The organism is Pseudomonas sp. Os17 (assembly GCF_001547895.1).
In the GTDB taxonomy this organism is placed as follows: Bacteria; Pseudomonadota; Gammaproteobacteria; order Pseudomonadales; family Pseudomonadaceae; genus Aquipseudomonas.
In genome coordinates this window covers 6,445,820-6,469,853 of record NZ_AP014627.1, presented here as the reverse complement: position 1 = coordinate 6,469,853, position 24,034 = coordinate 6,445,820, and the positions used below count along the sequence as shown (strand labels likewise).

Below are 24,034 nucleotides of genomic sequence, written 5' to 3'. Positions count from 1 at the left end.
GTGCTACGCGGCGTTGTCTGCCATACGTTGCCACAGCGAGTAGTACACCTGCCCGGATTTTTGTTCACGGTGCAGGCGCCAGCGTCCGGGCAGGCCCAGGGTTGATGGCGCGGTTTCGCTTTCGGTGTAGATCCAGGCGTCGTCCGCCAGCCAGCCGCGCTCTTCCAGCAGGGCGCAGGCGGCGGGCAGCAGGTTCTGGTTGAACGGCGGGTCGAGGAAGGCCAGGTCGAACGGCGTCGCCGGCTGGGTTTCCAGGTAGCGCAGGGCGTCGGCGGTCTGCGCCTGGCCCACGGTGCAACGCAGGGTGCCCAGGTGCTCGCGCAGGCTGGAGATGGCCACGCTGCTGCTGTCCAGGGCCAGGCCCGTGGCGGCGCCACGGGACAGGGCTTCGAGGAACACCGCGCCGCTGCCGGCGAACAGGTCGATGACCTTGGCCCCGGCGACATAGGGCGCCAGCCAGTTGAACAGGGTTTCGCGCACCCGGTCCGGGGTCGGGCGCAGGCCCGGCAGATCGGGAAAACTCAGTTTGCGGCTGCGCCATTCGCCGCCGATGATGCGCAGCTGGCCCACGCCATTGTGCTGGTTATGGACGGGTTTCTTGCTGGGACGGGCTGGACGGGCCATCAGTGCTCCGGAACCCCGAGCGGCTGCTCGGCGGGTTTGTCAGTGGGGGGCGGCAACGGCTTTTGCGCGACGGTGGGGCCGGCGCTGACGATGACCATCTTGTCGACACTCAGGTGCTTGTTCATGGCGGCCTTGACCTGTTCCACCGTCAGTTCCTGGGATTGACGCATGAAGTCTTCCAGGTAGCTCAACGGCAGATTGTAGAAGCCCATGGCCCCCAACTGGCCGACGATATCGGCGTTGCTGGCGGTGGACAGCGGGAAGCTGCCGGCCAGTTCGCGCTTGGCGTCGTCCAGTTCCTTCTGGGTCGGGCCGTTCTTCAGGTAGTCGGCGAACACGTCCTGCACCAGTTTCAGGGTGCCTTCGCTCATTTCCGCGCGGGTCTGCAGGTTGATCATGAACGGGCCGCGGGCCTGCATCGGGGTGAAGGCGGAGTAGACACCGTAGGTCAGGCCGCGTTTCTCGCGCACTTCGCTCATCAGCCGGGTGCCGAAACCGCCGCCGCCGAGGATCTGGTTGCCCAGGGATACGGCGGCGTAGTCGGGATCGTCACGGTCGATGCCCAGCTGCGCCAGCATCAGGTTGGTCTGGCTCGACGGGAATTCGATATGGCCGATGCTGGCCTTGGGTTCGGTGGGTTGCTCGACCTTGGCCAGGGCCGGGCCTTTGGGCAGGGCGGCGGAAACCTGCGCGGCAATCGCTTCGGCGTCGCTGCGCGAGAGGTCGCCGACCAGGGCGATCACCACGTTGCCGGCGGTGTAGGCCTTGGCGTGGAAGGCCTGCAGTTGCGCCAGGCTGATGCCCGGAACGCTCTTGGCATTGCCTTCGCTGGCGTGTGCATAGGGATGAGTGCCGTACAGGCGCTGCATCAGTTCCAGGCTGGCCAGCTTGCCGGGGTTCTGCTTCTGGTATTCGAAACCGGCGAGCAGCTGGTTCTTGATCCGCGCCAGGGAGTCGGCAGGGAAGGTCGGCTTGCCCACCACTTCGGCGAACAGCTTCAGCGCCGGTTCGCGTTTATCCACGGCGCTGAGGCTGCGCAGCGAGACCACGGCCATGTCCTTGTAGGCGCCGTTGCCGATATCCGCGCCCAGGCTCTCGAAGCCCCGGGCGATGGCGCCCACATCCTTGCCGGGCACGCCTTCGTTGAGCATGGCGTTGGTCAGCAGGGCCAGGCCGGAGGTGTTGCCGTCCTGGCTGCTGCCGGCGGCGAAGATCAGGCGCATGTCGAACATCGGCAGCTCGCGGGCTTCGACGAACAGCACCTTGGCGCCTTCGGCGGTGTTCCAGGTCTGCACATTGAGGTTGCGATGGCTGGGGGCCTTGCCATCCAGCTCGGCCAGGGATTGCAGCTTCTGGCTGCTCTTGGCCTTGTCCAGGGCCTGGCTGGCATTGCTCTCGCCGGAGCGCGACAGGTACAGGCCACCGGCGGTGAGCAGGGCGACCAGGGCCAGGCCCAGCAGGACCGGTGAAGCATTCTTGCGCTTACTCATGAGCGGACTCCTCAGGCAGTACGTGGGCCACGCTCATACGCTCCCGGGTGAAATAGGTGCGGGCGGCCTTCTGGATGTCTTCCGGGGTCACGCTTTGCAGTTCCGCCAGCTCGGTGTCCATCAGCTTCCATGACAGGCCGACGGTTTCCAGCTGGCCGATGGCGCTGGCCTGGCTGGTGATGGAGTCACGCTCGTAGACCAGCCCGGCAATCACTTGGGCCCGCACCCGCTCCAGTTCCTCGGCGGACGGCGGGGTGGTCTTGAGTTGGTCCAGCAGGCGCCACAGCCCGGCTTCGGCCTGGGCGATGGTTTTCTTCTTCTGGCTGTTGGGGGTGGCCGAGAGCATGAACAGGCTGTCGCCCCGGGTGTAGGCGTCGTAGCTGGTGGAACCGTTGGACAGCAGCTCTTCGCCGCGCTCCAGCTGGGTCGGGATGCGCGCGCTGTAGCCGCCGTCCAGCAGGGCCGCGGCCAGGCGCAGGGCGTGCACCGAGCGCTGATCCTCGGCGGTGGCGATGCTGGGCACGTTGAAGGCCAGCATCAGGCTCGGCAGTTGGGTCTTCACGTGCAGGGTGATCAGGCGCTCGCCGGGTTCGGCCAGCTCCATGGGGATCTTCGCCGGTGGCACGTCACGCTTGGGGATGGCGCCGAAGTAACGCTGGGCCAGGGTCTTCACTTCGTCGGGGGTGACGTCGCCGACCACCACCAGGGTGGCGTTGTTCGGCACGTACCAGGCCTGGTACCAGTGGCGCAGTTCCTCGACCTTCATCCGGTTCAGGTCGGCCATCCAGCCGATGGTCGGCGTGTGGTAGCCGCTGGCCGGGTAGGCCATGGCCTTGAAGCGCTCGTAGGCCTTGGACAGCGGCTTGTCGTCGGTACGCAGGCGGCGTTCTTCCTTGATCACTTCGATTTCGCGGGCGAACTCGTCGGCCGGCAGGCGCAGGCTGGCCATGCGGTCGGCTTCCAGCTCCAGGGCCACGCCCAGGCGGTCGCGGGCCAGGACCTGGTAATAGGCGGTGAAATCGTCGCTGGTGAAGGCGTTCTCTTCGGCGCCCAGGTCCCGCAGGATCAACGAGGCCTCGCCGGGGCCGACCTTCTCGCTGCCCTTGAACATCATGTGTTCCAGGGCGTGGGACAAACCGGTCTGGCCCGGGGTTTCGTAGCTGGAGCCGACCTTGTACCAGACCTGGGACACCACCACCGGCGCGCGATGATCTTCGCGGACCACCACTTTGAGGCCGTTGTCGAGGGTGAATTCGTGGGTGGGTTGCGGGTCGGCAGCCAGGGCTGCAAGGGGCAGACAAACTGTGCTGAGCAGCAGGCCTGCAGCGCGGCGGGCTAGAGCATTCATTCGTTTTTAAACCTGTTGGGCTGCCCGCGTGTTCTTAGCGTCAGCGGGCGAGGAGGTGCTAGGATACTGATCCGTTTTACTGGCGGCCACGCCTATCAGGTCTTCGTGGATCAGCAGGTACTTGAGCAGGTTGTATGAGTTACCGGCAATAAGCCTTGATTTGTCAGCTAAACTGCGACTTTTCGCCGATTTTGCCGTTCCAGTCCTTTAGTAAAATCGATCCCTGAAGTGCTTTTGGGCATTTCGACAACATGTTGCGCGTGAACAAGCTGGAATAAACACAGTCTGTTCTGCATCGAATATTTATTTACCGAGGCGCCCAGTGGCGCATCGCTACCTTGAGATAGCCGTCTCCATGTTTGGTTCCAACGACGACAAAAAGACCCCAGCCGCGGCTGGCGAGAAGAAAGGCCTGTTCGGATGGCTGCGCAAAAAGCCGCAGGAACCCGTCGTCGAACAGCCGCAAGTGCCTGTCGAGCCAGCGCCGGCTCCGGTCATTGAAACCGCCCCCAGCGTAGCCCCGAGCGAGCCGGTGGTGCTGTCGACCGGCGAGCCGGTGCTGCAACCCCGGGTCGAGGCTGAGCCGGTAGCGGCCGTCGCCCCCGAGCTGCCCCTGACTCCGAGCCCGGAGCACAAGCCCTGGCTGACGCTGCCGGTAGCGGAAGAGCCGGTGGCCCTGGTGGAGGATACGCAGGCAGAACATGTCACGCCGCCGATCCCGGCCTTGAGCGCGGCGCCCGAGCCGGTTGTCGAGGCGGTTGTCGCCCCGGCCCCGGTGATCGAGGTGCAGGCTCCGCTGGCCCCGGCGCCGGTCGTCCCCGAGCCTGTTGCTCCTGCTCCTGCTCCTGCTCCTGCTCCTGCTCCTGCTCCTGCTCCTGCTCCTGCTCCTGTTGCCGAGCCGGTTGCCCAGGTGGCGGAGCCTGTGGTCGAGCCGGTCCGTCCCGCTGAAGAGAACAAGGTCGGTTTCTTCGCCCGTTTGAAACAGGGCCTGTCCAAGACCAGCGCCAGTATCGGCGAAGGCATGGCCAGCCTGTTCCTGGGCAAGAAGGCCATCGATGACGAGTTGCTGGAAGACCTGGAAACCCGTTTGCTGACCGCCGACGTCGGGGTCGAAGCCACGTCGGTGATCATCCAGAACCTGACCCAGAAGGTGGCGCGCAAGCAGCTCACCGATTCCGACGCGCTCTACGCTTCGTTGCAGGCCGAACTCACCAGCATGCTCAAGCCGGTGGAGCAGCCGCTGAAAATCGTCGCCCAGAACAAGCCTTTCGTGATCCTGGTGGTGGGCGTCAACGGCGCCGGCAAGACCACCACCATCGGTAAGCTGGCGAAGAAGCTGCAGCTGGAAGGCAAGAAAGTCATGCTGGCGGCCGGCGACACCTTCCGCGCCGCAGCGGTGGAGCAACTGCAGGTCTGGGGTGAGCGCAACAAGATCCCGGTGATCGCCCAGCACACCGGCGCCGATTCTGCCTCGGTGATCTTCGATGCGGTGCAGGCGGCCAAGGCCCGTGGCATTGACGTGCTGATCGCTGACACGGCAGGTCGCCTGCACACCAAAGACAACCTGATGGAAGAACTGAAGAAAGTCCGTCGGGTGATCGGCAAGCTGGATGCCGACGCGCCCCACGAGGTGCTGCTGGTGCTGGACGCCGGTACTGGCCAGAACGCCATCAACCAGGCCAAGCAATTCAACCAGACCGTGGAACTGACCGGCCTGGCCCTGACCAAACTCGATGGCACTGCCAAGGGCGGGGTGATCTTCGCCCTGGCCAAGCAGTTCGGTCTGCCGATCCGTTATATCGGGGTCGGTGAAGGCATCGATGACCTGCGTACCTTTGAAGCCGAACCCTTTGTCCAGGCACTGTTTGCCGAGCGGGAGCGTTCATGATTCGTTTCGAACAGGTCGGTAAGCGCTATCCCAACGGCCACGTTGGCCTGCATGAGCTGAGCTTTCGCGTCCGTCGTGGCGAATTCCTGTTTGTCACCGGCCACTCCGGCGCCGGTAAGAGCACCTTGCTGCGCCTGCTGCTGGCCATGGAGCGTCCGACGTCGGGCAAGCTGCTGCTGGCCGGCCAGGATCTGGGGCAGATCAGCAATGCGCAGATCCCTTTCCTGCGGCGCCAGATCGGCGTGGTGTTCCAGAACCACCAGCTGTTGTTCGATCGCACGGTGTTCAATAACGTCGCGCTGCCGCTGCAGATTCTTGGGCTGTCCAAGGCGGAAATCGCCAAGCGGGTGGACTCGGCCCTGGAGCGCGTGGCGCTGTCGGACAAGGCCGACCTGTACCCCGGCGATCTGTCCACCGGCCAGCAACAGCGCGTGGGCATCGCCCGGGCCATCGTTCACCGTCCAGCCTTGCTGCTGGCGGACGAGCCCACCGGTAACCTCGACCCGCGTCTTGCGGCGGAAATCATGGGCGTGTTCGAAGATATCAACCGCCTGGGCACTAGCGTGCTGATCGCCAGTCACGACCTGGCGCTGATCGCGCGCATGCGTCACCGCATGCTGACCCTGCAGCGCGGCCGATTGATCGGTGATGGGGAGGCCGGCGTATGAGTGCAACACGTACCCCTAAAGTGGCGGAGCGCGTGGCGCCCAAGGCCTCCGAGGCGCCGCCGCCGAAGAAAAAACGCGACGAGGACGACGGTCCGGATTTCGCCACCCTGCTGCACGCCTGGATCGAAAGCCATCGTGCCAGCCTGCTGGACAGCCTGCGGCGCCTGGGCAAGCAGCCCATCGGCAGCTTCTTTACCTGCCTGGTGATGGCCGTGGCCCTGAGCCTGCCCATGGGCCTGTCGCTGCTGCTCAACAACGTCGAGCGCCTGGGCGGTTCCTGGCAGCGTGCGGCGCAGATTTCGCTGTACCTGGAGCTGGGCGCCTCGGCGGCCGAGGGCGAGAAACTCAGTACCGAGATCAAGGGCCTGCCCGGGGTCGCGGATGCCGAGTTCATCAGCAAGGAAAAGGCCCTGGAAGAGTTCCAGCAGCAGTCCGGGCTGGGGGAGGCCTTGCGCGAGTTGCCGCACAACCCGTTGCCGGGTGTGGTGCTGGTGACGCCGAACGAGGTGGACAAGGCTACGCTTGAAGCCTTGCGCCAGCGTTTGGCGGACATGCCCAAGGTGCAACTGGCGCAGCTGGACCTGGTCTGGGTCGAGCGACTGGCGGCGATCCTCAAGCTGGGGGACCGTTTTGTCTTCGGTCTGACGGTGCTGTTGGTTTCTGCATTACTTTTGGTGATAGGCAATACCATTCGTCTTCATATTGAAAACCGCCGCACCGAGATAGAAGTGATTAAACTCGTCGGCGGCACGGACAGCTATGTACGACGTCCCTTCCTTTATATGGGCGCGCTGTATGGCTTCGGTGCGGGGATTCTGTCCTGGGGGGTACTGGCGTTCGGCCTGGACTGGTTGAACGACGCGGTGGTCGGTCTGGCCGGCCTGTATGGCAGTGATTTTGCCCTCGCAGGAGTACCGGTTGCCGATGGTCTGTCGCTCTTGCTTGGGGCGGTGCTGTTGGGTTATATCGGTGCGTGGATTGCGGTGGCCCGCCACCTGAGGGAGCTGGCACCGAAGTAATGTCTTTTTGCTTGTATTGACCTTTCTGAATATTTGGGAACTTGTTTCGCGGTTTCCGGTCAATTTTCGCAGTGCTGAACTGCACGAGTTATGTGAGTCGGAGGTTTTTTCGTATGACCACTTCTTTGCAACCTGCTTACGCATTGGTTCCAGGCGCAAACCTGGAGGCCTATGTGCACACGGTGAACAGCATTCCATTGCTGACGCCCGAGCAGGAGCGTGAACTGGCCGAGAGTCTCTACTATGAGCAGGATCTTGAGGCGGCTCGGCAGATGGTGCTCGCCCACCTGCGTTTTGTCGTACATATCGCCCGCAGCTATTCCGGCTACGGGCTGGCCCAGGCCGACCTGATCCAGGAAGGCAACGTTGGCCTGATGAAAGCCGTGAAGCGCTTCAACCCGGAAATGGGCGTGCGCCTGGTGTCCTTTGCCGTGCACTGGATCAAGGCGGAGATTCACGAGTTCATCCTGCGTAACTGGCGGATTGTCAAAGTCGCGACCACCAAGGCTCAGCGCAAGCTGTTCTTCAATCTGCGCAGCCAGAAGAAGCGCCTGGCCTGGCTGAACAACGAAGAAGTGCACCGTGTGGCGGAAAGCCTGGGCGTCGAGCCCCGTGAAGTGCGCGAGATGGAAAGCCGGCTGACCGGCCAGGACATGGCCTTCGATCCAGCGGCTGAAGCGGATGACGACAGCGCTTTCCAATCGCCGGCCAATTACCTGGAAGACCATCGCTACGATCCGGCCCTGCAACTGGAAGACGCCGATTGGAGCGACAACTCCACCCACAACCTGCACGAAGCGCTGGAAGTGCTGGACGAACGCAGCCGCGACATTCTCTACCAGCGCTGGCTGGCCGAAGAAAAAGCCACGCTGCACGACCTGGCGCAGAAGTACAACGTTTCCGCCGAGCGTATCCGCCAGCTGGAAAAGAGCGCGATGAACAAGCTGAAGCTGTCCATCGCCGCTTAAGTCTGCAGCGTCATGCAAAACGCCCCGAGATGATCGGGGCGTTTTTGTTTGTGCGGCTGTCGCAGGCGCCGGCTTGGCGGCGAAACCCTGGCCCAACGTCCCTCTTGAACAGGCTCAGGCAGGGCGGGCGCTAGGCCGAATGCGGATTACTCCGCCCAGGGCGCCTTGCGCGACTCGTTCAATCGATTCAGATAATCGGCGCCACCGAGCAGGCTCATCTGCCGCCGAACCCAGCCGGCCCGCTGCAGCACATATGTACTGGGTCGCGCAGCGCTCAGCACCCGTGGATTGGGCAGCACCGCGGCCAGCAGACTGGCCTGCTGGCGCGACAGATTGGCCGCGCTGACGCCGAAATGATGGCGTGCGGCGGCCTCGGCGCCGAACACCCCTTCATCCCACTCGGCGCTGTTGAGGTAGACCTCGAGAATCCGCTGCTTGGGCCAGAGCACCTCGATCAGGGCAGTGAACCAGGCTTCCAGGCCCTTGCGCAGGTAGCTGCGGCCGGACCACAGGAACAGGTTCTTCGACACTTGCTGGCTCAGGGTGCTGGCACCGCGGATCGAGCCGCCACGTTCGTTGTGGGCCAGGGCCGCCTGGATCGCATCGATATCGAAGCCCCAGTGATCGGGGAATTTCTGATCCTCGCTGGCGATTACCGCCACCTTGAGGTTGTCGGAGATGTCGTCCCAGGGTTTCCAGGTGCGCTGCAGGTCGATGGGGTCGTTGTCGATCCAGGATTCGATCTTGCGTTCCACCATCAGGGCGGTGCCCGGTGGCGGCACGAAGCGAAACAGCAGCACCAGCAGCACGCTGCCGACCAGGAACCACATCAAGGCTTTTACAAGGCGACGAAACAGATAACGCAGCATAGAGATGGCTTGGCCGAACCCGTTGAGCGCGCCATTATACAGACCCTTTGCCCTGAATCTGACTGGAGTTCCTCATGCTGCGTGGCTTCCTGATGCTGGCCGCCTTCTTCGGTTTTACCGGGGTTGCCCTCGGCGCCTTCGCCGCCCACGGCCTGAAAAACCGCCTGAGCACGGAATACCTGGCGATTTTTCATACAGGCGTGACCTACCAGCTGGTGCACACCCTGGCCCTGTTCGGCGTCGCCTTGCTGGCGGCCCATGTTCCCGGGCGCCTGGTGACCTGGGCTGGCGCCGCGTTCACCCTGGGCATCCTGCTGTTCTCCGGCAGCCTGTATCTGTTGACCCTGAGCGGCATCGGCAAGCTGGGCATCATCACCCCCTTCGGCGGTCTGGCCTTCCTCGTCGGCTGGTTGCTGCTGGGGCTCGCCGCCTGGCGCCTGCAAGTCGCCGGCTGACGCTTGTAGCTGACCTTTGGGTCACGATCGGGCTAGAATGCTGGCCCCTAAAAATGATGGCGGCTTCGAGCATGCGCATTCAGTTGAACGGTGAATCCTTTGAACTGCCCGACGGCTCGACCGTTGCGGCCCTGCTGAGTCAGCTGCAACTGAGCGGCCGGCGGATCGCGGTGGAACTCAATCTGGATATCGTTCCGCGCAGCCAGCACGCCGAGACGGCCCTCAGCGAGGGCGATCAGGTGGAAGTGGTCCACGCCATCGGCGGCGGCTAGCCGCTGGCCTCGACAGCGCTGGCGCTCCCCTGCGCAGCGCCCAGGCCCGCCGCCGGGCCCTCTCATGGACGACTGCGTTCAGCGGCCCCGGAGCCCGGGTCAGCAGCGCCCCGGGCCTGATACAGAATTCTGCAAGAACCTCACCCCAACAGAGGATTTCCGATGAGCAACGTTCGTAGTGACAAGCCTTTCGTCCTGGCCGGTCGGACGTACCAGTCGCGTTTGCTGGTAGGCACCGGCAAGTACCGCGACATGGAAGAAACCCGCCTGGCCATCGAGGCCTCGGGTGCCGAGATCGTCACCGTCGCCGTGCGCCGGACCAATATCGGCCAGAACCCGGGCGAACCGAACCTGCTGGATATCCTGCCGCCGGATCGCTACACCATCCTGCCCAACACCGCCGGATGCTATGACGCGGTGGAAGCGGTGCGCACCTGCCGCCTGGCCCGTGAGCTGCTCGATGGCCACAACCTGGTGAAGCTGGAAGTCCTGGCGGACCAGAAGACCCTGTTCCCCAACGTGCTGGAGACCCTCAAGGCCGCCGAAGTGCTGGTCAAGGAAGGGTTCGACGTCATGGTCTACACCAGCGACGACCCGATCATCGCCCGCCAGCTGGCGGAAATGGGCTGCATCGCGGTCATGCCGCTGGCCGGCCTGATCGGCACCGGGCTGGGGATCTGCAACCCGTACAACCTGCAGATCATTCTTGAAGAAGCCAAGGTTCCGGTGCTGGTGGATGCCGGTGTCGGCACCGCTTCCGATGCCACCATCGCCATGGAGCTGGGCTGTGAAGCGGTGCTGATGAACTCGGCCATCGCCCACGCGCAGCAGCCGGTCATGATGGCCGAAGCCATGAAACACGCGATTGTTGCGGGCCGCCTGGCGTACCTCGCCGGTCGCATGCCGAAGAAACTCTATGCCAGCGCCTCTTCGCCGCTGGATGGTCTGATCAAGTAAGAGCCATTGATGACTGAATCAAACGACACGCCAATCCAGCCGGAAGCCGGCGACGAGCGCCAACACCGCCGCATCAAGAGTTTTGTGATGCGCGCCGGGCGCATGACCGAAGGCCAGCAGCGCGGCCTGGACCAGGGCGCACCGCTGTACGTGCTGCCCCTGGCTGACGCCCCGGTGGACTACGACCAGGTGTTCGGCCGCTCGGCGCCGCGCTCCCTGGAAATCGGCTTCGGCATGGGCCACTCGCTGCTGGAAATGGCCGCGGCGGCCCCGGAGCAGGATTTCATCGGCGTGGAAGTTCACCGTCCGGGTGTCGGCGCGCTGCTCAATGGCGTGCTGACCCAGGGCCTGACCAACCTGCGGGTCTACGATTGCGACGCGATTGAAGTGCTCAACCGCTGCATCGCCGACAACAGCCTGGACCGGCTGATGCTGTTCTTCCCCGATCCATGGCACAAGAGCCGGCACCACAAGCGCCGCATCGTCCAGGCCTCCTTCGCCGAGCTGGTGCGCAGCAAGCTCAAGGTCGGCGGCATTCTGCACATGGCCACCGACTGGGAGCCCTATGCCGAATACATGCTGGAAGTGATGAACGTCGCCCCGGGTTATCGCAACCTGGCCGAAGACGGCAAGTGCGTACCGCGCCCGGCCGAACGCCCGATCACCAAGTTCGAGCGTCGTGGCGAGCGCCTGGGGCATGGCGTGTGGGATCTGAAGTTCGAAAAAATCGACTGAGCCGGACTCGCTGTTGTAGGAGCTGGCCGGGCGGCGTTCCGCTTGCCAGCGAAGAGGCCGGCAAGGACGTCTTCGCCAGCAAGCTGGCTCCTACAGGGGTTGGATGAAACTGACCGGCACCTGGTCGGTCAGCCACACCCCATTCTCTGCCTGATAGAAACTGAAGCCTTGGGCCTGCATGGCCTGGGCGTCGATCTGCAGGATCACCACCTTGCCATAGCGCTGGCCCACGGCCTTGGCAGTGTCGATCTCCTGGGACAGGTGCACGTGATGCCGTGAACCAGGGATCAGCCCCTTCTCATTGATCGAATCCATGAAGCGCGTGGCGGTGCCGTGGTAGAGCACGGCGGGCGGTTGCTTTGCCTCAAGCTGCAATTGCACGGTCTTGTTGGAATGCCCCTGAACGGCACGAATCCGCTGGCCGTCAGCCGAGAGGGCGAAGCGCTTCTTGTCATTACCTTCGACGACTCGCTCGATCAGTTCCCGGCTCAGTTGTCGGCCGCCCTTGGCGGCGCCGCTGATCAGCGCTTCGATATCGCCCCAGCCTTCACTATCCAGTTCCAGGCCGATGGCCTGGGGCTCGTGGCGCAGCACGTAGCTGAGGAATTTGCTGGTGTCCTCGATAACTTTCTTGCTCATGTTCTTCCTTGATAACGGGGGCAGCCGTTGGATTGCGTTCGCCGGCAAGCCGCCTCCTACGGGGGGCTGTAGGAGCCGGCTTGCCGGCGAAGGGGGGCGACAGGTCAGCGACGATCAGCGACTACGCCAATCAGCACCAGCACCACCAGCAGCACCGGCGCCAGGCTGTAGTTGTTGAACTGGCTCAGGCCGCGGACGATCCACGGCGTGGCGTAGATCAGCGCCAGGCCGCTGCCGACCATGCACAGCAGGGCCATCAGCGGCACGCGCAGGGCGCCGGCGATGCCGCCCAGGCGTTGCTCGACCCAGCCCTTGATGTCCGCGCCGAACAGCACCAGCAGGCAGCCCACCAATGCCAGGGCGATTTCCGAGAGGTTGCTGCGACTCCAGCGGGACACGGTGGCAAGCAGGTCGAGTACCAGATCCATGTGATTTCCTTAGATCAGAAAGTATTGCAGCAGGTCATTGAGGAAGAGTTGCCCACGGGCCGTAGCCGCCAGGCGTGACGGTTCGACCTGCAACAAGCCGCTTTGTTCGGCCTGGCGCCGGCCTTCGGCCAGGCTGGCCAGGTCCAGGCCGGTGCGCTGGGCGAACAGCGCGGCGTCGACGCCGTCGGTGAGGCGCAGGGCGTTCATCAGGAACTCGAACGGCAGCTCGTCGTTGCCCAGGGTCTTCTCGCCGGCCTTGAACGGCTTGGCCGGGTTCAGGTAGTCCTTGGGCAGGCGGGTCTTCCAGGTGCGCTGGATACGCCCGTCCGGATGGCTGAGCTTGCCGTGGGCCCCGGCGCCGATGCCGATGAAGTCGCCAAAGCTCCAGTAGTTCAGGTTGTGCCGCGCCGCGCGGCCGGGCTGGGCATAGGCCGACACTTCGTACTGGGCGTAGCCATGCTCGGCCAGCAGGGCCTGGCCGGCTTCCTGGATATCCCACAGGGTGTCGTCTTCCGGCAGCACCGGCGGCTGGTTCCAGAACACCGTGTTGGGCTCCAGGGTCAGCTGATACCAGGACAGGTGGGTCGGCTTCATCGCAATGGCCTGGCGCAGGTCGTCCAGGGCATCGTCCAGGGACTGGTCCGGCAAACCGTGCATCAGGTCCAGGTTGAAGTTGTCGAACCCGGCCTGGCGCGCCATGCTGGCGGCGCGTACTGCTTCGTCACCGTTGTGGATGCGGCCCAGGGCCTTGAGCTTCTGTTCCTGGAAGCTCTGGATGCCGATGGACAGGCGGTTGATCCCCAGGGCGCGGTAAGCGGTGAACTTCTCCTGCTCGAAGGTCCCGGGATTGGCTTCCAGGGTGATCTCGATATCGCCGGCGAAGGGGATGCGCTGTTCCACGCCCTTGAGCAGCCGGCCCAGGGCCTGGGCGCTGAACAGGCTCGGGGTGCCGCCGCCGAAGAAGATCGAACTCAGCTCGCGGCCATAGACCGCGTGCAGCTCCAGATCGAGGTCGGCCAGCAGGGCGTCGACGTACTCTTCTTCCGGCAGCGTCGGGCTGGCGGCGTGGGAGTTGAAATCGCAATAGGGGCATTTGCGTACACACCACGGGATGTGGATGTACAGCGCCAGGGGCGGCAACTGGGGCAGCGCCGCCCGAGGCGTTGGCGCGCCGCCGAGAATCAGCGGCGACGCGGAAGGGTCATGACTCATTGCAGGCCCAGGCGTTGCCGCAGAATGGCCATGGCGCGGGCGCGGTGGCTGAGCTGGTTTTTCTCCACCGGGCCCAGCTCGGCGCTGGAGCAGTCACGTTCCGGCACCCAGAACAGCGGGTCGTAGCCAAAGCCGTGCTCGCCGCTGGCAGCCGTGAGGATGCGCCCGTGCCACAGGCCTTCGCAGAGGATCGGCAATGGATCGTCGGCGTGCCGCACCAGGGCCAGGACGCAGACGAACTGCGCGCCGCGCTGGGCTTCGGGCACGTCCTTCAGGGCGTCCAGCAACTTGGCGTTGTTCGCCGCGTCGCCCTGGCCGTCGGCATAGCGTGCCGAGTAGATGCCCGGCGCGCCGCCGAGGAAGTCCACCGCCAGGCCGGAATCATCCGCCAGTGCCGGCAAGCCGGAAATGCGCGCAGCGTTGCGTGCCTTGAGGATGGCGTTTTCGACGAACGACAGGCCGGTTTCCTCGGGCTCGACGCTGCTGAACTCGCCGATCGAGCGCAGTTGCACCGAGGCGCCGAGCATGGCCTGGAGTTCTTTGAGTTTGCCGGCGTTGTGGCTGGCCAGTACGAGTTGCGTAAGGTTCATTATTCGCCCGGGAATAGCTCTTGGTTGAAGCTGAAGCTGTTGGTATCGCCACCCGTTTGCACGGTGATGGTGAAGGTACGGGTTTCCTGCTGTTCCACCGGGAACTGGGCGATGTAGTAGATCGCGCCCTGTTCGGTGATCTGGCGGAATTTCAGCGGGATGCTCTTGCTGGTCAGGTCCTTGACCGTACCGCTGACCTGGCCGACCAGCGGCTTGCCGTCCTTGATCAGCGAAACGTTGATCACGCCCTGGTTCTTGCTGCGAACCAGCTCTGCGGCCCTGGCGACGTCAGGTTGCAGGTAGGTGGAGTTGAAGGTGTTGTAGTGCACGGTGATGTCACCGAACACCTCCTTGCGCTCGCTCTTGATCGGGTCTGCCGCCAGGGCACTGAAGCTCAGGCAGGCAGCCAATAGAAATGTCACCAGACGTCCCATGATGGTTCTCCTCGATGCAACGTGGTTTATACCGCGACCTTGTGATCTTGCAGGCCGGGACTGCTGACGCGGTAGATGCCGATCTCCCCTAAGAGATTAGGCCATAGCTTACTGGCCCACCCGTGGCGGTGTTGTTGATCGACGGCAAGGCGGTTGATCACCCGGGCTTGGCGCTCGCGGCACAGCTCTTCGAAGTCCTCGAAGGTGCAGAAGTGGATGTTCGGCGTGTTGTACCAGGTGTACGGGAGGAATTCCGAAACCGGCATCCGGCCCTTGCTGGCCAGGTACCAGCGGCAGCGCCAGTGGCCGAAGTTGGGGAAGGTGATGATGCACTGGCGGCCGACCCGGAGCATCTCGTCGAGGATCTTGTCCGGGTAGTGCACGGCCTGCAGGGCCTGGGTCATGACCACGATATCGAAGCTGTTGCTGGCGAAGTTGCCCAGGCCCTTGTCCAGGTCCTGCTCGATCACGTTGATGCCCTTGGCCACGCACTGGGCAATGTTGTCCGGGTCGTTTTCCAGGCCGTAGCCGGTGACCTGCTTGTGTTCCTGCAGCCAGCTCAGCAGCTCGCCGTTACCGCAGCCCAGGTCGAGGACGCGGCTGCCGGCGGGGATCCATTCCTGGATGATTTCCAGATCGGCTCTCATCGTGTCCTCACAGCGTTATGCGGTTCATGTAGTGACTAAAGGCCTGCAGGTAGCGCGGGATCGGAATCAGGAAGGCGTCGTGCCCCTGGGGTGCGTCGATCTCCAGGTAGCAGACGTCCTTGCGCGCGGCCATCAGCGCGTCCACCAACTCCCGGGAGCGGGCCGGGGAGAAGCGCCAGTCGGTGGTGAAGGACATCACGCAGAACTTGGCGCTGGCGTTGGCGAAGGTCTTGGCCAGGTCGTCGTCGAAGTTCGCCGCCGGGTCGAAATAGTCCAGGGCCTTGGTCATCAGCAGGTAGGTGTTGGCGTCGAACCGCCCGGAGAACTCCTCGCCCTGGTAGCGCAGGTAGCTTTCCACCTGGAACTCGACGCTGTGGAAGTCGTAGTTGAGCTTCTCGCTCTTGAGGCCGCGGCCGAATTTCTCGCCCATGGAATCGTCGGACAGGTAGGTGATGTGCCCCACCATGCGCGCCAGCATCAGCCCGCGCTTGGGAATCACGCCCTGTTCCTGGAACGAGCCACCGTGGAACTCGGGGTCGGTGAGGATCGCCTGGCGCGCCACTTCGTTGAAGGCGATGTTCTGCGCCGAGAGCTTGGGCGCCGAGGCGATGGCCAGGCAATGCCGTACCCGGTCCGGGTAGGTGATGGTCCATTGCAGGGCCTGCATGCCGCCCAGGCTGCCGCCGATCACCGCCGCCCACTGGCTGATGCCCAGGCGGTCCGCCAGGCGCGCCTGGCTGTGCACCCAGTCTTCCACGGTGAGCACCGGGAAGTCGGCGCCGAACGGCTTGCCGGTTTCCGGGTTGAGGCTGCTGGGGCCGGTTGAGCCGTTGCAACCGCCGAGGTTGTTGAGGCTGACCACGAAGAACTTGTTGGTATCGATGGGCTTGCCGGGACCGATGCAGCTGTCCCACCAACCGGGCTTGCGGTCATCGACGCTGTGGTAGCCGGCGGCGTGATGATGGCCGGACAGGGCGTGGCAGATCAGCACCGCGTTGCTGGCGCTGGCGTTGAGCTGGCCGTAGGTTTCATAGATCAGGTCGTAGGCTGGCAGCGAGCGCCCGCAGGCCAGGGCCAGGGGTTCGCTGAAGTGGGCCAGTTGCGGTGTGACCAGACCAACAGAATCGGGGGGGAAGGCAGTTGGCATCGATCCTGCTCTCGTTCAAATGAGGCGTAAGTCTAAAGACCGCTGTCTCCAGCGGCAAGCAAAGCCCGGGCCTGTGTTTCGCCGGTGCAAATAGCGGCGGAAGGTTCGCGGGCAAGCCGGCTCCTGCGGCGGGCGTGGGCCCCCGGGAGCCGGCTTGCCGGCGAATCGGACGAATCAGGCGGGACGCGCCAGCCCCGGTAGCTCGGGGAGTTTCTTCGGCGCTTGCAGGCGCACGCGCTTCTGCCGGTTCAACTCGCCGCTGACCAGGCTGACGTGGCTCTTGGGGATGCCGAAAGCCTTGGCCAGGAACGCCATCAGGTGCGCGTTGGCCTTGCCCTCCACCGGCGGGGCGGTGAGGCGGATTTTCAAGCGCTCCCCATGCAGGCCAGCGAACTCGTCACTGCTGGCCTTGGGTTGCAGATGACAATCGAGGATCAGATCGTCACCGTCCCAGCGGAAATAACTCATGCAGGCCGCCTGGGTCAGATCAGCAGACGCAGGATGTCCGGCATCATGGTCATGGCCGCCAGGTTGTTGATCACCAGCATGTCCAGCAGCTTGAGCACCATGAAGGCCAGGATCGGCGAGATGTCCAGGCCGCCCATGCTCGGCAGGATGCGGCGGAACGGCGCCAGGGCCGGTTCGCAGATCTGGTTCACCAGCTCGGCGCCGGGGTTGTGGCTGCCCGGCGCGACCCAGGACAGGATCACGCTGATGATCAGGGCGAAGAAGAAGATCTTCAGGAACAGCGCGGTCACGCCGATGATCGACCAGATCAGCAGTTGCAGCGGGTTGCCGGTGGTGCCGTAGGTCAGCAGCAGGGTCAGGGCCATCAGCGCCAGCTGCACCAGGATCGCCAGCAACAGCGAGGACATGTCCAGGCCGCCAAGGCTGGGAATGATCCGGCGCATCGGCTTGAGCAGCGGCTGGGTGGCCCGCACGATGAACTGGCACAGCGGGTTGTAGAAGTTGGCGCGGACCAGTTGCAGGACGAAACGCATCAGCACGATCAGCAGGTACAGGCTGCCCAGGGTTTGCAGCACGTACACCGCGGCGGTGTTCAATCCAATCATCATTGGCTCCTTATTGGCCCAGTTGTTCGGCCATTTCGGCCGAGCGGTGCGCGGCGGCACCCAATGCTTTTTCCACCAGGGCTTCAAAGCCACCGGCCTGGAAGGATTTGATGGCCGCTTCTGTGGTCCCGGCCGGCGAGGTTACGCGGCGGCGCAGTTCGGCGGCGTCGACGTCACTGGAAACAGCCATGTGGGCGGCGCCCAGGGCGGTTTGCAGGGTCAGTTGGGCGGCGGTTTCCCGGGGCAGGCCGAGTTTCTCGCCGGCGGCGGTCATGGCTTCGATCAGCAGGAAGAAATACGCCGGGCCGCTGCCGGATACGGCGGTCACCGCGTCCAGTTGCTGCTCCTGGTCCAGCCACAGGGCGATGCCCACGGCGGACAGCAGTTCCTCGGCCTGCTGGCGCTGCTGGGCGCTGACCTGGGCGGTGGCGTACAGACCACTGACGCCCTGGCGCAGCAGCGCCGGGGTATTGGGCATGCAGCGCACGATGGGCTGGGCGCCGAGCCAGTTGTTCATGCTTGAACAGGTGATGCCGGCGGCGATGGACACCACCAGTTGCTGCGGCTGCAGGCTCGGACGCAGGGCCTCGCACACGGCTTTCATGGCCTGGGGCTTGACCGCCAGGACGATCACGTCGACGCCGGCGATGGCCTCGGCGTTGTCGGCGAACACCTGGATACCGTGCTCGGCGGTCACCTTGGCCCGGGTTTCGGCCCCGGGGTCACTGGCGCGGATCTGGTCCGCCTCCAGGCCTTTGGCGCGCAGGCCGCCAATGAGGCTGGCCGCCATGTTGCCGGCACCGATAAAAGCGATACGAGTCGTGTTCATGACAGGTCCTTATGAGAGGTCAGGGTCAGTCGCATCAGGACTGACTGTAGTCGCGGGCGCCAAACAGCGCGGTGCCGATCCGCACCCAGGTGGCGCCTTGGGCGATGGCCGCTTCGAGGTCGTGGCTCATGCCCATGGAAAGGGTGTCCAGGGGCAGCTTGAGGCTGTCCCGCAGTTGATTGTTCAAGGCCTGCACCGCAGCGAAGGCGGCCTCCTGGGCGGCCCGATCCTCGGTGGGCTCGGGAATCGCCATCAGCCCGCGCAGTTGCAGGCGCGGCAAGGCGCTGATGGCGCTGGCCAGGGCTGGCAGGTCGGTCGGGGTGCAGCCGGACTTGCTGGCTTCGCCGCTGACGTTCACCTGGATGCAGATGTTCAGCGGCGGCAGCTCGGCCGGGCGTTGTTCGGACAGGCGTTGGGCGATTTTCAGGCGATCCACGGAGTGCACCCAGGCAAAGTGCTCGGCGATGGCACGGGTCTTGTTCGACTGAATGGGGCCGATGAAGTGCCAACTCAAGGGCAGGTCAGCCAGTTCCTGTTGCTTGCCCAGGGCTTCTTGCAGGTAGTTCTCGCCGAAGTCCCGCAGGCCGGCGGCGTAGGCTTCACGCAGGGCGGCAGCGGGCTTGGTCTTGCTCACGGCCAGCAACCGGACGCTGGCCGGGTCGCGCTGTACGGCCTGACAGGCGCTGCGGATGCGCTCGGCGAGCCGGGCAATGTTGTCTGCTATCGTGGACATTCGATTTCTTCTCAAAAGTACCGGCGGCCTCGGCCTGCCGGCTGCCGCGTGAATCCACCAGACCCTCACCCGCCACTGGCCAGAGTATTGCTCGATGGCCGTGGCGGACCTTGCCCTTGCCTCGGGCAATGGCAGCCGCCCAGAGGCGGGCGGGTCTGAAGCTCGCGGCATTCTACTGGAATTGGGAGTCACTATGGACATCACCGAACTCTTGCTCTTGAGCGTCGCCCGAGGTGCTTCCGACCTGCATCTGTCCGCCGGACTGGCGCCGATGTTGCGTATCGACGGCGATATCGGCGCGCTGGAGGGGCCGGCCCTGGACGGGCAGCAGACGCTGGCCTTGATCCACAGCCTGATGAGCGAATCGCAGCGCCAAGCCTTCGCCGTCACCCGGGACCTGGACTTCGCCTACGAGCTGCCGGGCGTGGCGCGCTTTCGGGTCAACGCCTTCCAGCATGCCCGGGGTGCCGGCGCGGTGCTGCGCCTGATTCCTGCGCGGGTACAGAGCCTGGAAGCGTTGGGGCTGGGGGAAGTGTTTCGGCACATTGCCGAGGTGCCCCGGGGGCTGGTGCTGGTGACCGGGCCCACCGGCAGCGGCAAGTCCACCACCCTGGCGGCGATGATCGATCATCTGAACCGCCATCGGCGCCAGCACATCCTCACCATCGAAGATCCCATCGAGTTCGTGCATCCGCAGCACAGCTGCCTGGTGCACCAGCGCGAGGTGCAGCGCGATACCCAGAGCTTCGCCAGCGCCTTGCGCGCCGCGCTGCGGGAAGATCCGGACGTGATCCTGCTGGGAGAGCTGCGGGACCTGGAAACCATCCGCCTGGCGCTGACCGCCGCAGAAACCGGGCATCTGGTACTGGCCACTCTGCACACCGCTTCGGCGGCCAAGACCATCGATCGGTTGGTGGACGTGTTCCCGGGGGAGGAAAAGGCCCTGGTGCGCTCGATGCTGGCCGAGTCGCTGCAGGCGGTGGTTGCCCAGGTGCTGCTGAAGAAGGTCGGTGGTGGCCGGGTGGCGGCGCACGAGATCATGCTGGGCAGCCCGGCGATTCGTAACCTGATTCGCGAGGACAAGGTGGCGCAGATGTATTCGGCGATCCAGACTGGCGGCGCCCAGGGCATGCGCACTCTGGACATGAGCCTCAAGGCGTTGCTCGGGCAGGGGTTGATCAGCCGCGAGCAGGCTCGGGAACAGGCGCGGATGCCGGAGAGCTTTTGACCGGGCTGCAAATGCATTCGCCGGCAAGCCGGCTCCTACAGGTGGGCGTAGGAGCCGGCTTGCCGGCGAATGGGCGAATCAGCAGATCAGCGCTGCACGACCCGCAGGGGCGCGTGCTCCTTGGGCAGGACCCGCTTGGCAACCACGTAGTGGCTCTGCCAGTAGGGTTTCTTCAGGGTGTCGATGGTCACCGCCTTGCCGCGCCGCGGGGCGTGGATGAAGCGGTCTTCGCCCAGGTAGATGGCGACGTGGTTGACCTTGCGGCTCTTGATGTTGAAGAACAGCAGGTCGCCCGGCTTCAGGTCCTTGCGCTCGACCTTCTGCCCGTGGCCGCTGGCCATGGCGTTGGACGTGCGCGGCAGGTCCACGGCGGCAACGTCGTTGAAGGCGTAACGCACCAGGCCGCTGCAATCGAAGCCTTTACTTGGGCTGCTGCCGCCCCAACGATAAGGAGTACCGAGAACGTTGACCGCGCGGCTGAGGACTGTGGTGCTCGGCCGGCCGGCGTTGTTGGCCACCAGCTTGCTATCGGTCTTGCTCAGGCGGGTGGGGTGCTTGATGGTGGTCTTGTTCTTGGCGGTGACCGTCGAAACATGCGGTTTCGGGGTGTAGCCATTAACGTTGGGAAGTCGTTGCTCACGGTTGGTGGCGTGGGCGGCCAGTGGCATTAATAGGCAAATGGTTAGCCATGTCTTGAAAAATGGTCGCATTAGGCAAGGCTCTTATTTGGTTTGCGCGCAACTTTATAACAGCTTTCGGGTCACTTCCGTGGCCGTTTGTCGATTCAACCTTGGGGTCAACTTCGGCAAAGAGGTGGCAACTTGACGCAGAAAACTGTCAGAAGTCAGGCAGTACAAGGCTTTGACGGGAGAGAAGGTAACATCGTCCACATGTCGAACGCCTGTAAAAAAGTCACAAAGTTTTTAAGAATATTTATCTATCACCTGCAAAGAGGCTCTTAATGAACACCTATCGTCAGGATGCATCCGCTCATGACACTCACAGCAAGGTGATCGGTTACCTGTTGTGGATTTTTGGTTTTACCGGTGCCCACCGCTTCTATTACGGCAAGCCGGTAACCGGGACCCTCTGGTTCTTCACCTTCGGTCTGTTGGGCATTGGCTGGCTGATCGACTTGTTTCTGATCCCGTCCATGGACCGGGAAGCGGACTTGCGTTTCACCTCGGGGCCACTGGAGTACAGCGTCGCCTGGATACTCCTGACCTTCCTCGGAGTCTTCGGCGTACATCGCATGTACCAGGGCAAATGGCTGAGCGGGGTGATCTATCTGTTCACCGGCGGCCTGTTCTTCCTCGGGGTGCTGTACGACTTCTGGACCCTGAACGATCAGGTGTCCCTGGAAAACGCCAAGCGCCGCTGATCCATTCAGCGGCGCAGGCGGTGATGGCGTTGCATGGGGCTGTTGCCGCAGGCCGCCATCAGGAGCGGCGGCTCCTTCGGAGCCGTTCGCAGCCTGCGGCAGCGGCTACAGGGTGCCAGCCAGGGAGTCAGCCTTGATAGCTGATGTGCCCGTCCACCAGGGTGTAGCGCACCGCGCCCGGCAGGCTATGGCCGAGGAACGGGCAGTTCTCGCCCTTGGACAGCCAGCGCTCGCCGGCCACGGTGGAACTGACCGGGTCGAACAGCACCAGGTCCGCCGCGCCACCTTCCACCAGCTTGCCCGCCGGCAGGCGCAAGGCGGCGGCCGGGCCGGCACTGAGGCGCGCCAGCAGGGTCGGCAGGTCCAGCAGGCCATCCTGAACCAGGGTCAGGGCCAGTGGCAGCAGCAACTCGACGCTGCTGATGCCCGGCTCGGTGGCGCCGAACGGTGCCAGCTTGGCGTCACGTTCATGGGGCTGGTGATGGCTGGAGATGGCTTGCACCACCCCGGACTTCACCGCCTCGCGCAGGGCGTCACGGTCGGTCCGCGAGCGCAGTGGCGGCTGTACGTGATACAGGCTGGAGAAGTCGATCAGCGCCTCGTCGGTGAGGATCAGCTGATACAGCGCCACATCGGCGGTCACTGGCAGGCCGCGGGCCTGGGCCTGGGCAATCAGTTCCACGCCGCGGGCGCTGGTCAGCTGGCTGAAGTGCGCGCGCACGCCGCTCTGTTCCACCAGCAGCAGGTCCCGGGCCAGGGCCACGGTTTCCGCGCTTTCGGGAATCCCCGGCAAACCGAGGAAGCTGGCGGTAGCGCCTTCGTGGGCCAGGCCGCCTTCGGTCAGGTCGCGATCCTGGGAGTGGAAGATCACCGTCAGGTCGAAGGTGGCGGCGTATTCCAGGGCACGGCACAGGGTGCGGGTGCTGCGGAAACCGTCCAGGCCGTTGCCGAAGGCCACGCAACCGGCGTCACGCAGGGCAATCAACTCGGCCAACTGTTCGCCTTCTAGGCCCTTGCTCAAGGCGCCGATGGGGAACACCTTGCTGTTGCCGGCTTCGCGGGCGCGGTCGAGGATCAGTTCGGCCACCGCCGAGGTGTCCAGCACCGGCTTGGTGCGCGGTGGGCAGCACAGGCTGGTGACGCCACCGGCCGCGGCGGCGCGGGTTTCGCTGGCGATGCTGCCCTTGCGGCTGTAGCCCGGCTCGCGCAGGGCCACGCTCAGGTCCACCAGGCCGGGCGCGGCCACCAGGCCCTTGGCGTCGATGCTGGTGACGGCATTGAAACCGCCCGGGGCGGCGCCGATGGCGACGATCTTGCCGGCTTCCAGGTGCAGATCAGTGGTTTGATCCAGGCCGCTGCTTGGATCGATGACGCGGGCGCCGAGAATGCTGAGCTTCACTGGGCGTTCTCCTGCTCGAATTGTCGCTGGGCGGTCTGCCCGCTCATGGCCATGGACAGTACGGCCATGCGCACTGCAATACCGTAGGTCACCTGATTGAGGATCACCGAGTGCGGACCGTCGGCCACCGCCGATTCGATCTCCACGCCACGGTTGATCGGGCCCGGGTGCATGACGATGGCGTCGGGCTTGGCCCCGGCCAGGCGCGCGGTGGTCAGGCCGAACAGGCGGTAGAACTCGCCTTCGCTGGGCAGCAGGCCGCCCTGCATGCGCTCACGTTGCAGGCGCAGCATGATCACCACGTCCACGTCTTTGAGGCCTTCGGTCATGTCGGTGTAGACCTTGACCCCGTACTGCTCGATGCCGATGGGCAGCAGGGTTTTCGGTGCGATCACGCGGATGTCCGGGCAGCCGAGGGTTTTCAGCGCCAGCATGTTGGAGCGCGCCACCCGCGAGTGCAGGATGTCGCCGACGATGGCCACCGAGAGGTTCTCGAAGCCGCCCTTGTGCCGGCGGATGGTCAGCATGTCGAGCATGCCCTGGGTCGGGTGGGCGTGACGGCCGTCGCCGCCGTTGATGATCGCCACCTGCGGGCACACGTGTTCGGCGATGAAGTGCGCGGCGCCGGAGTCGCCGTGGCGCACTACGAACATGTCGGCGGCCATGGCTTCCAGGTTGCGCAGGGTGTCCAGCAGGGTTTCACCCTTGCTCGCCGACGAGGTCGAGACATTCAGGGTGATCACGTCCGCCGACAGCCGCTGGGCCGCCAGTTCGAAGGTGGTGCGGGTGCGGGTGGAGTTTTCGAAGAACACGTTGCACACGGTCTTGCCGCGCAGCAGCGGGACTTTCTTCACCGCCCGGGCGCCGACTTCGAGGAAGGAGTCGGCGGTGTCGAGGATTTCCGTCAGCAGCTCGCGGTTCAGGCCGTCGAGGGACAGGAAATGGCGCAGCTGGCCCTGATCGTTGAGCTGCAGCGGGCGCTTGGCGTCTAGAGGCGTCAT

General features: G+C 64.4%; 28 protein-coding genes. 10 read left to right on the top strand and 18 right to left on the bottom strand.

Annotated elements, in window-relative coordinates; all coding sequences use genetic code 11:
• Positions 1-3: 3 nt before the first annotated feature.
• The 3 genes from rsmD to POS17_RS28695 are packed head-to-tail and all read right to left on the bottom strand — an operon-like array spanning position 4 to position 3,462.
• The gene (gene rsmD, locus POS17_RS28705) at positions 4-624 is read right to left on the bottom strand and encodes a 16S rRNA (guanine(966)-N(2))-methyltransferase RsmD (RefSeq protein WP_060841554.1); all 621 of its coding nucleotides are present in this window, start codon (positions 622-624) and stop codon (positions 4-6) included.
• Complete coding sequence (locus POS17_RS28700) at positions 624-2,114, bottom strand: M16 family metallopeptidase (RefSeq protein ID WP_060841553.1); 1,491 nt, start codon at positions 2,112-2,114, stop codon at positions 624-626. Before POS17_RS28700 ends, rsmD begins: the two co-directional genes overlap by 1 nt.
• On the bottom strand, positions 2,107-3,462 hold the full coding sequence (locus POS17_RS28695) for a M16 family metallopeptidase (RefSeq protein WP_060841552.1): 1,356 nt from the start codon (positions 3,460-3,462) through the stop codon (positions 2,107-2,109). The genes POS17_RS28700 and POS17_RS28695 overlap by 8 nt, the downstream gene beginning before the upstream one ends.
• 355 nt (positions 3,463-3,817) lie before the next feature.
• Between POS17_RS28695 and ftsY the strand changes: the two genes are divergently transcribed.
• The 4 genes from ftsY to rpoH all read left to right on the top strand — a co-directional run bounded on the left by ftsY (position 3,818) and on the right by rpoH (position 8,005).
• Positions 3,818-5,350: a signal recognition particle-docking protein FtsY gene (gene ftsY / locus POS17_RS28690; protein WP_060841551.1), complete on the top strand. Its 1,533-nt coding sequence runs from the start codon at positions 3,818-3,820 to the stop codon at positions 5,348-5,350.
• Positions 5,347-6,018: a cell division ATP-binding protein FtsE gene (gene ftsE, locus POS17_RS28685; RefSeq protein ID WP_060841550.1), complete on the top strand. Its 672-nt coding sequence runs from the start codon at positions 5,347-5,349 to the stop codon at positions 6,016-6,018. Before ftsY ends, ftsE begins: the two co-directional genes overlap by 4 nt.
• Positions 6,015-7,037: a permease-like cell division protein FtsX gene (ftsX, locus tag POS17_RS28680; protein ID WP_016967615.1), complete on the top strand. Its 1,023-nt coding sequence runs from the start codon at positions 6,015-6,017 to the stop codon at positions 7,035-7,037. The genes ftsE and ftsX overlap by 4 nt, the downstream gene beginning before the upstream one ends.
• 113 nt (positions 7,038-7,150) lie before the next feature.
• Complete coding sequence (gene rpoH / locus POS17_RS28675) at positions 7,151-8,005, top strand: RNA polymerase sigma factor RpoH (RefSeq protein ID WP_016967616.1); 855 nt, start codon at positions 7,151-7,153, stop codon at positions 8,003-8,005.
• 146 nt (positions 8,006-8,151) lie between these two features.
• Here the strand turns inward: rpoH and mtgA are convergent, their stop codons facing one another.
• A complete protein-coding gene (gene mtgA / locus POS17_RS28670) occupies positions 8,152-8,874 on the bottom strand; it encodes a monofunctional biosynthetic peptidoglycan transglycosylase (RefSeq protein ID WP_060841549.1) in 723 nt (240 codons plus the stop codon).
• 74 nt (positions 8,875-8,948) lie between these two features.
• Here mtgA and POS17_RS28665 point away from each other — a divergent pair, with 74 nt between their 5' ends.
• From POS17_RS28665 to trmB, 4 genes are all read left to right on the top strand, one after another.
• The gene (locus tag POS17_RS28665; protein WP_060841548.1) at positions 8,949-9,329 is read left to right on the top strand and encodes a DUF423 domain-containing protein; all 381 of its coding nucleotides are present in this window, start codon (positions 8,949-8,951) and stop codon (positions 9,327-9,329) included.
• Positions 9,330-9,400: 71 nt separating this feature from the next.
• Positions 9,401-9,601 carry a sulfur carrier protein ThiS gene (thiS, locus tag POS17_RS28660; protein WP_060844880.1) on the top strand — a complete coding sequence of 67 codons (201 nt, stop codon included), beginning with the start codon at positions 9,401-9,403 and terminating at the stop codon, positions 9,599-9,601.
• 162 nt (positions 9,602-9,763) lie between these two features.
• Complete coding sequence (locus POS17_RS28655; RefSeq protein ID WP_011064024.1) at positions 9,764-10,558, top strand: thiazole synthase; 795 nt, start codon at positions 9,764-9,766, stop codon at positions 10,556-10,558.
• A gap of 9 nt (positions 10,559-10,567) precedes the next feature.
• The gene (gene trmB / locus POS17_RS28650; RefSeq protein WP_016967620.1) at positions 10,568-11,293 is read left to right on the top strand and encodes a tRNA (guanosine(46)-N7)-methyltransferase TrmB; all 726 of its coding nucleotides are present in this window, start codon (positions 10,568-10,570) and stop codon (positions 11,291-11,293) included.
• Between the two features lie 90 nt (positions 11,294-11,383).
• On the opposite strand, the gene POS17_RS28645 is transcribed toward trmB, so the two are convergent.
• From POS17_RS28645 to POS17_RS28595, 11 genes are all read right to left on the bottom strand, one after another.
• Complete coding sequence (locus tag POS17_RS28645; protein WP_060841547.1) at positions 11,384-11,932, bottom strand: RNA 2'-phosphotransferase; 549 nt, start codon at positions 11,930-11,932, stop codon at positions 11,384-11,386.
• Between the two features lie 104 nt (positions 11,933-12,036).
• On the bottom strand, positions 12,037-12,360 hold the full coding sequence (locus tag POS17_RS28640; RefSeq protein WP_011064021.1) for a DUF3392 domain-containing protein: 324 nt from the start codon (positions 12,358-12,360) through the stop codon (positions 12,037-12,039).
• Positions 12,361-12,369: 9 nt separating this feature from the next.
• Positions 12,370-13,572 carry a radical SAM family heme chaperone HemW gene (gene hemW, locus POS17_RS28635; protein WP_060841546.1) on the bottom strand — a complete coding sequence of 401 codons (1,203 nt, stop codon included), beginning with the start codon at positions 13,570-13,572 and terminating at the stop codon, positions 12,370-12,372.
• Positions 13,569-14,165 carry an RdgB/HAM1 family non-canonical purine NTP pyrophosphatase gene (gene rdgB / locus POS17_RS28630; RefSeq protein WP_060841545.1) on the bottom strand — a complete coding sequence of 199 codons (597 nt, stop codon included), beginning with the start codon at positions 14,163-14,165 and terminating at the stop codon, positions 13,569-13,571. The genes hemW and rdgB overlap by 4 nt, the downstream gene beginning before the upstream one ends.
• Complete coding sequence (locus tag POS17_RS28625) at positions 14,162-14,596, bottom strand: DUF4426 domain-containing protein (protein ID WP_060841544.1); 435 nt, start codon at positions 14,594-14,596, stop codon at positions 14,162-14,164. Before POS17_RS28625 ends, rdgB begins: the two co-directional genes overlap by 4 nt.
• 26 nt (positions 14,597-14,622) lie before the next feature.
• Positions 14,623-15,243, bottom strand: a complete 621-nt coding sequence (gene metW / locus POS17_RS28620; RefSeq protein ID WP_060841543.1) for a methionine biosynthesis protein MetW — start codon at positions 15,241-15,243, stop codon at positions 14,623-14,625.
• A gap of 7 nt (positions 15,244-15,250) precedes the next feature.
• A complete protein-coding gene (metX, locus tag POS17_RS28615; protein ID WP_060841542.1) occupies positions 15,251-16,390 on the bottom strand; it encodes a homoserine O-succinyltransferase MetX in 1,140 nt (379 codons plus the stop codon).
• Between the two features lie 174 nt (positions 16,391-16,564).
• Positions 16,565-16,858, bottom strand: a complete 294-nt coding sequence (locus POS17_RS28610) for a DUF167 domain-containing protein (RefSeq protein WP_060841541.1) — start codon at positions 16,856-16,858, stop codon at positions 16,565-16,567.
• Between the two features lie 14 nt (positions 16,859-16,872).
• Positions 16,873-17,463, bottom strand: a complete 591-nt coding sequence (locus POS17_RS28605; protein ID WP_060841540.1) for a YggT family protein — start codon at positions 17,461-17,463, stop codon at positions 16,873-16,875.
• 10 nt (positions 17,464-17,473) lie between these two features.
• Entirely contained in the window at positions 17,474-18,292 is an 819-nt protein-coding gene (gene proC / locus POS17_RS28600) for a pyrroline-5-carboxylate reductase (RefSeq protein WP_060841539.1), read from the bottom strand.
• Between the two features lie 34 nt (positions 18,293-18,326).
• Entirely contained in the window at positions 18,327-19,025 is a 699-nt protein-coding gene (locus POS17_RS28595; RefSeq protein ID WP_060841538.1) for a YggS family pyridoxal phosphate-dependent enzyme, read from the bottom strand.
• A gap of 193 nt (positions 19,026-19,218) precedes the next feature.
• On the opposite strand from POS17_RS28595, the gene POS17_RS28590 reads away from it, so the two are divergent.
• The gene (locus POS17_RS28590; protein ID WP_060841537.1) at positions 19,219-20,253 is read left to right on the top strand and encodes a type IV pilus twitching motility protein PilT; all 1,035 of its coding nucleotides are present in this window, start codon (positions 19,219-19,221) and stop codon (positions 20,251-20,253) included.
• 86 nt (positions 20,254-20,339) lie between these two features.
• Here the strand turns inward: POS17_RS28590 and POS17_RS28585 are convergent, their stop codons facing one another.
• Positions 20,340-20,963 carry a C40 family peptidase gene (locus POS17_RS28585; protein WP_060841536.1) on the bottom strand — a complete coding sequence of 208 codons (624 nt, stop codon included), beginning with the start codon at positions 20,961-20,963 and terminating at the stop codon, positions 20,340-20,342.
• 251 nt (positions 20,964-21,214) lie between these two features.
• Here POS17_RS28585 and POS17_RS28580 point away from each other — a divergent pair, with 251 nt between their 5' ends.
• On the top strand, positions 21,215-21,634 hold the full coding sequence (locus POS17_RS28580) for an NINE protein (protein WP_060841535.1): 420 nt from the start codon (positions 21,215-21,217) through the stop codon (positions 21,632-21,634).
• Between the two features lie 127 nt (positions 21,635-21,761).
• On the opposite strand, the gene POS17_RS28575 is transcribed toward POS17_RS28580, so the two are convergent.
• Together POS17_RS28575 and POS17_RS28570 are read right to left on the bottom strand one after the other, a co-directional pair.
• Positions 21,762-23,033: a dihydroorotase gene (locus POS17_RS28575; protein WP_060841534.1), complete on the bottom strand. Its 1,272-nt coding sequence runs from the start codon at positions 23,031-23,033 to the stop codon at positions 21,762-21,764.
• Positions 23,030-24,034 (bottom strand): aspartate carbamoyltransferase catalytic subunit, encoded by a 1,005-nt coding sequence (locus POS17_RS28570; RefSeq protein WP_011064007.1) that lies wholly within the window; start codon positions 24,032-24,034, stop codon positions 23,030-23,032. The genes POS17_RS28575 and POS17_RS28570 overlap by 4 nt, the downstream gene beginning before the upstream one ends.

Coding starts and splice junctions, on each gene's coding strand:
- POS17_RS28655 (WP_011064024.1), top strand. CDS start 9,764: ATGAGCAACGTTCGTAGTGACAAGCCTTTCGTCCTGGCCGGTCGGACG.
- POS17_RS28640 (WP_011064021.1), bottom strand. CDS start 12,360: ATGGATCTGGTACTCGACCTGCTTGCCACCGTGTCCCGCTGGAGTCGC.
- POS17_RS28595 (WP_060841538.1), bottom strand. CDS start 19,025: ATGTCCACGATAGCAGACAACATTGCCCGGCTCGCCGAGCGCATCCGC.
- POS17_RS28585 (WP_060841536.1), bottom strand. CDS start 20,963: ATGCGACCATTTTTCAAGACATGGCTAACCATTTGCCTATTAATGCCA.
- ftsE (WP_060841550.1), top strand. CDS start 5,347: ATGATTCGTTTCGAACAGGTCGGTAAGCGCTATCCCAACGGCCACGTT.
- POS17_RS28570 (WP_011064007.1), bottom strand. CDS start 24,034: ATGACGCCTCTAGACGCCAAGCGCCCGCTGCAGCTCAACGATCAGGGC.
- POS17_RS28700 (WP_060841553.1), bottom strand. CDS start 2,114: ATGAGTAAGCGCAAGAATGCTTCACCGGTCCTGCTGGGCCTGGCCCTG.
- ftsX (WP_016967615.1), top strand. CDS start 6,015: ATGAGTGCAACACGTACCCCTAAAGTGGCGGAGCGCGTGGCGCCCAAG.
- metW (WP_060841543.1), bottom strand. CDS start 15,243: ATGAGAGCCGATCTGGAAATCATCCAGGAATGGATCCCCGCCGGCAGC.
- thiS (WP_060844880.1), top strand. CDS start 9,401: ATGCGCATTCAGTTGAACGGTGAATCCTTTGAACTGCCCGACGGCTCG.
- POS17_RS28645 (WP_060841547.1), bottom strand. CDS start 11,932: ATGAGCAAGAAAGTTATCGAGGACACCAGCAAATTCCTCAGCTACGTG.
- rsmD (WP_060841554.1), bottom strand. CDS start 624: ATGGCCCGTCCAGCCCGTCCCAGCAAGAAACCCGTCCATAACCAGCAC.
- mtgA (WP_060841549.1), bottom strand. CDS start 8,874: ATGCTGCGTTATCTGTTTCGTCGCCTTGTAAAAGCCTTGATGTGGTTC.
- hemW (WP_060841546.1), bottom strand. CDS start 13,572: ATGAGTCATGACCCTTCCGCGTCGCCGCTGATTCTCGGCGGCGCGCCA.
- POS17_RS28665 (WP_060841548.1), top strand. CDS start 8,949: ATGCTGCGTGGCTTCCTGATGCTGGCCGCCTTCTTCGGTTTTACCGGG.
- rpoH (WP_016967616.1), top strand. CDS start 7,151: ATGACCACTTCTTTGCAACCTGCTTACGCATTGGTTCCAGGCGCAAAC.
- POS17_RS28610 (WP_060841541.1), bottom strand. CDS start 16,858: ATGAGTTATTTCCGCTGGGACGGTGACGATCTGATCCTCGATTGTCAT.
- proC (WP_060841539.1), bottom strand. CDS start 18,292: ATGAACACGACTCGTATCGCTTTTATCGGTGCCGGCAACATGGCGGCC.
- POS17_RS28605 (WP_060841540.1), bottom strand. CDS start 17,463: ATGATTGGATTGAACACCGCCGCGGTGTACGTGCTGCAAACCCTGGGC.
- POS17_RS28590 (WP_060841537.1), top strand. CDS start 19,219: ATGGACATCACCGAACTCTTGCTCTTGAGCGTCGCCCGAGGTGCTTCC.
- trmB (WP_016967620.1), top strand. CDS start 10,568: ATGACTGAATCAAACGACACGCCAATCCAGCCGGAAGCCGGCGACGAG.
- POS17_RS28695 (WP_060841552.1), bottom strand. CDS start 3,462: ATGAATGCTCTAGCCCGCCGCGCTGCAGGCCTGCTGCTCAGCACAGTT.
- metX (WP_060841542.1), bottom strand. CDS start 16,390: ATGCCAACTGCCTTCCCCCCCGATTCTGTTGGTCTGGTCACACCGCAA.
- POS17_RS28625 (WP_060841544.1), bottom strand. CDS start 14,596: ATGGGACGTCTGGTGACATTTCTATTGGCTGCCTGCCTGAGCTTCAGT.
- ftsY (WP_060841551.1), top strand. CDS start 3,818: ATGTTTGGTTCCAACGACGACAAAAAGACCCCAGCCGCGGCTGGCGAG.
- POS17_RS28580 (WP_060841535.1), top strand. CDS start 21,215: ATGAACACCTATCGTCAGGATGCATCCGCTCATGACACTCACAGCAAG.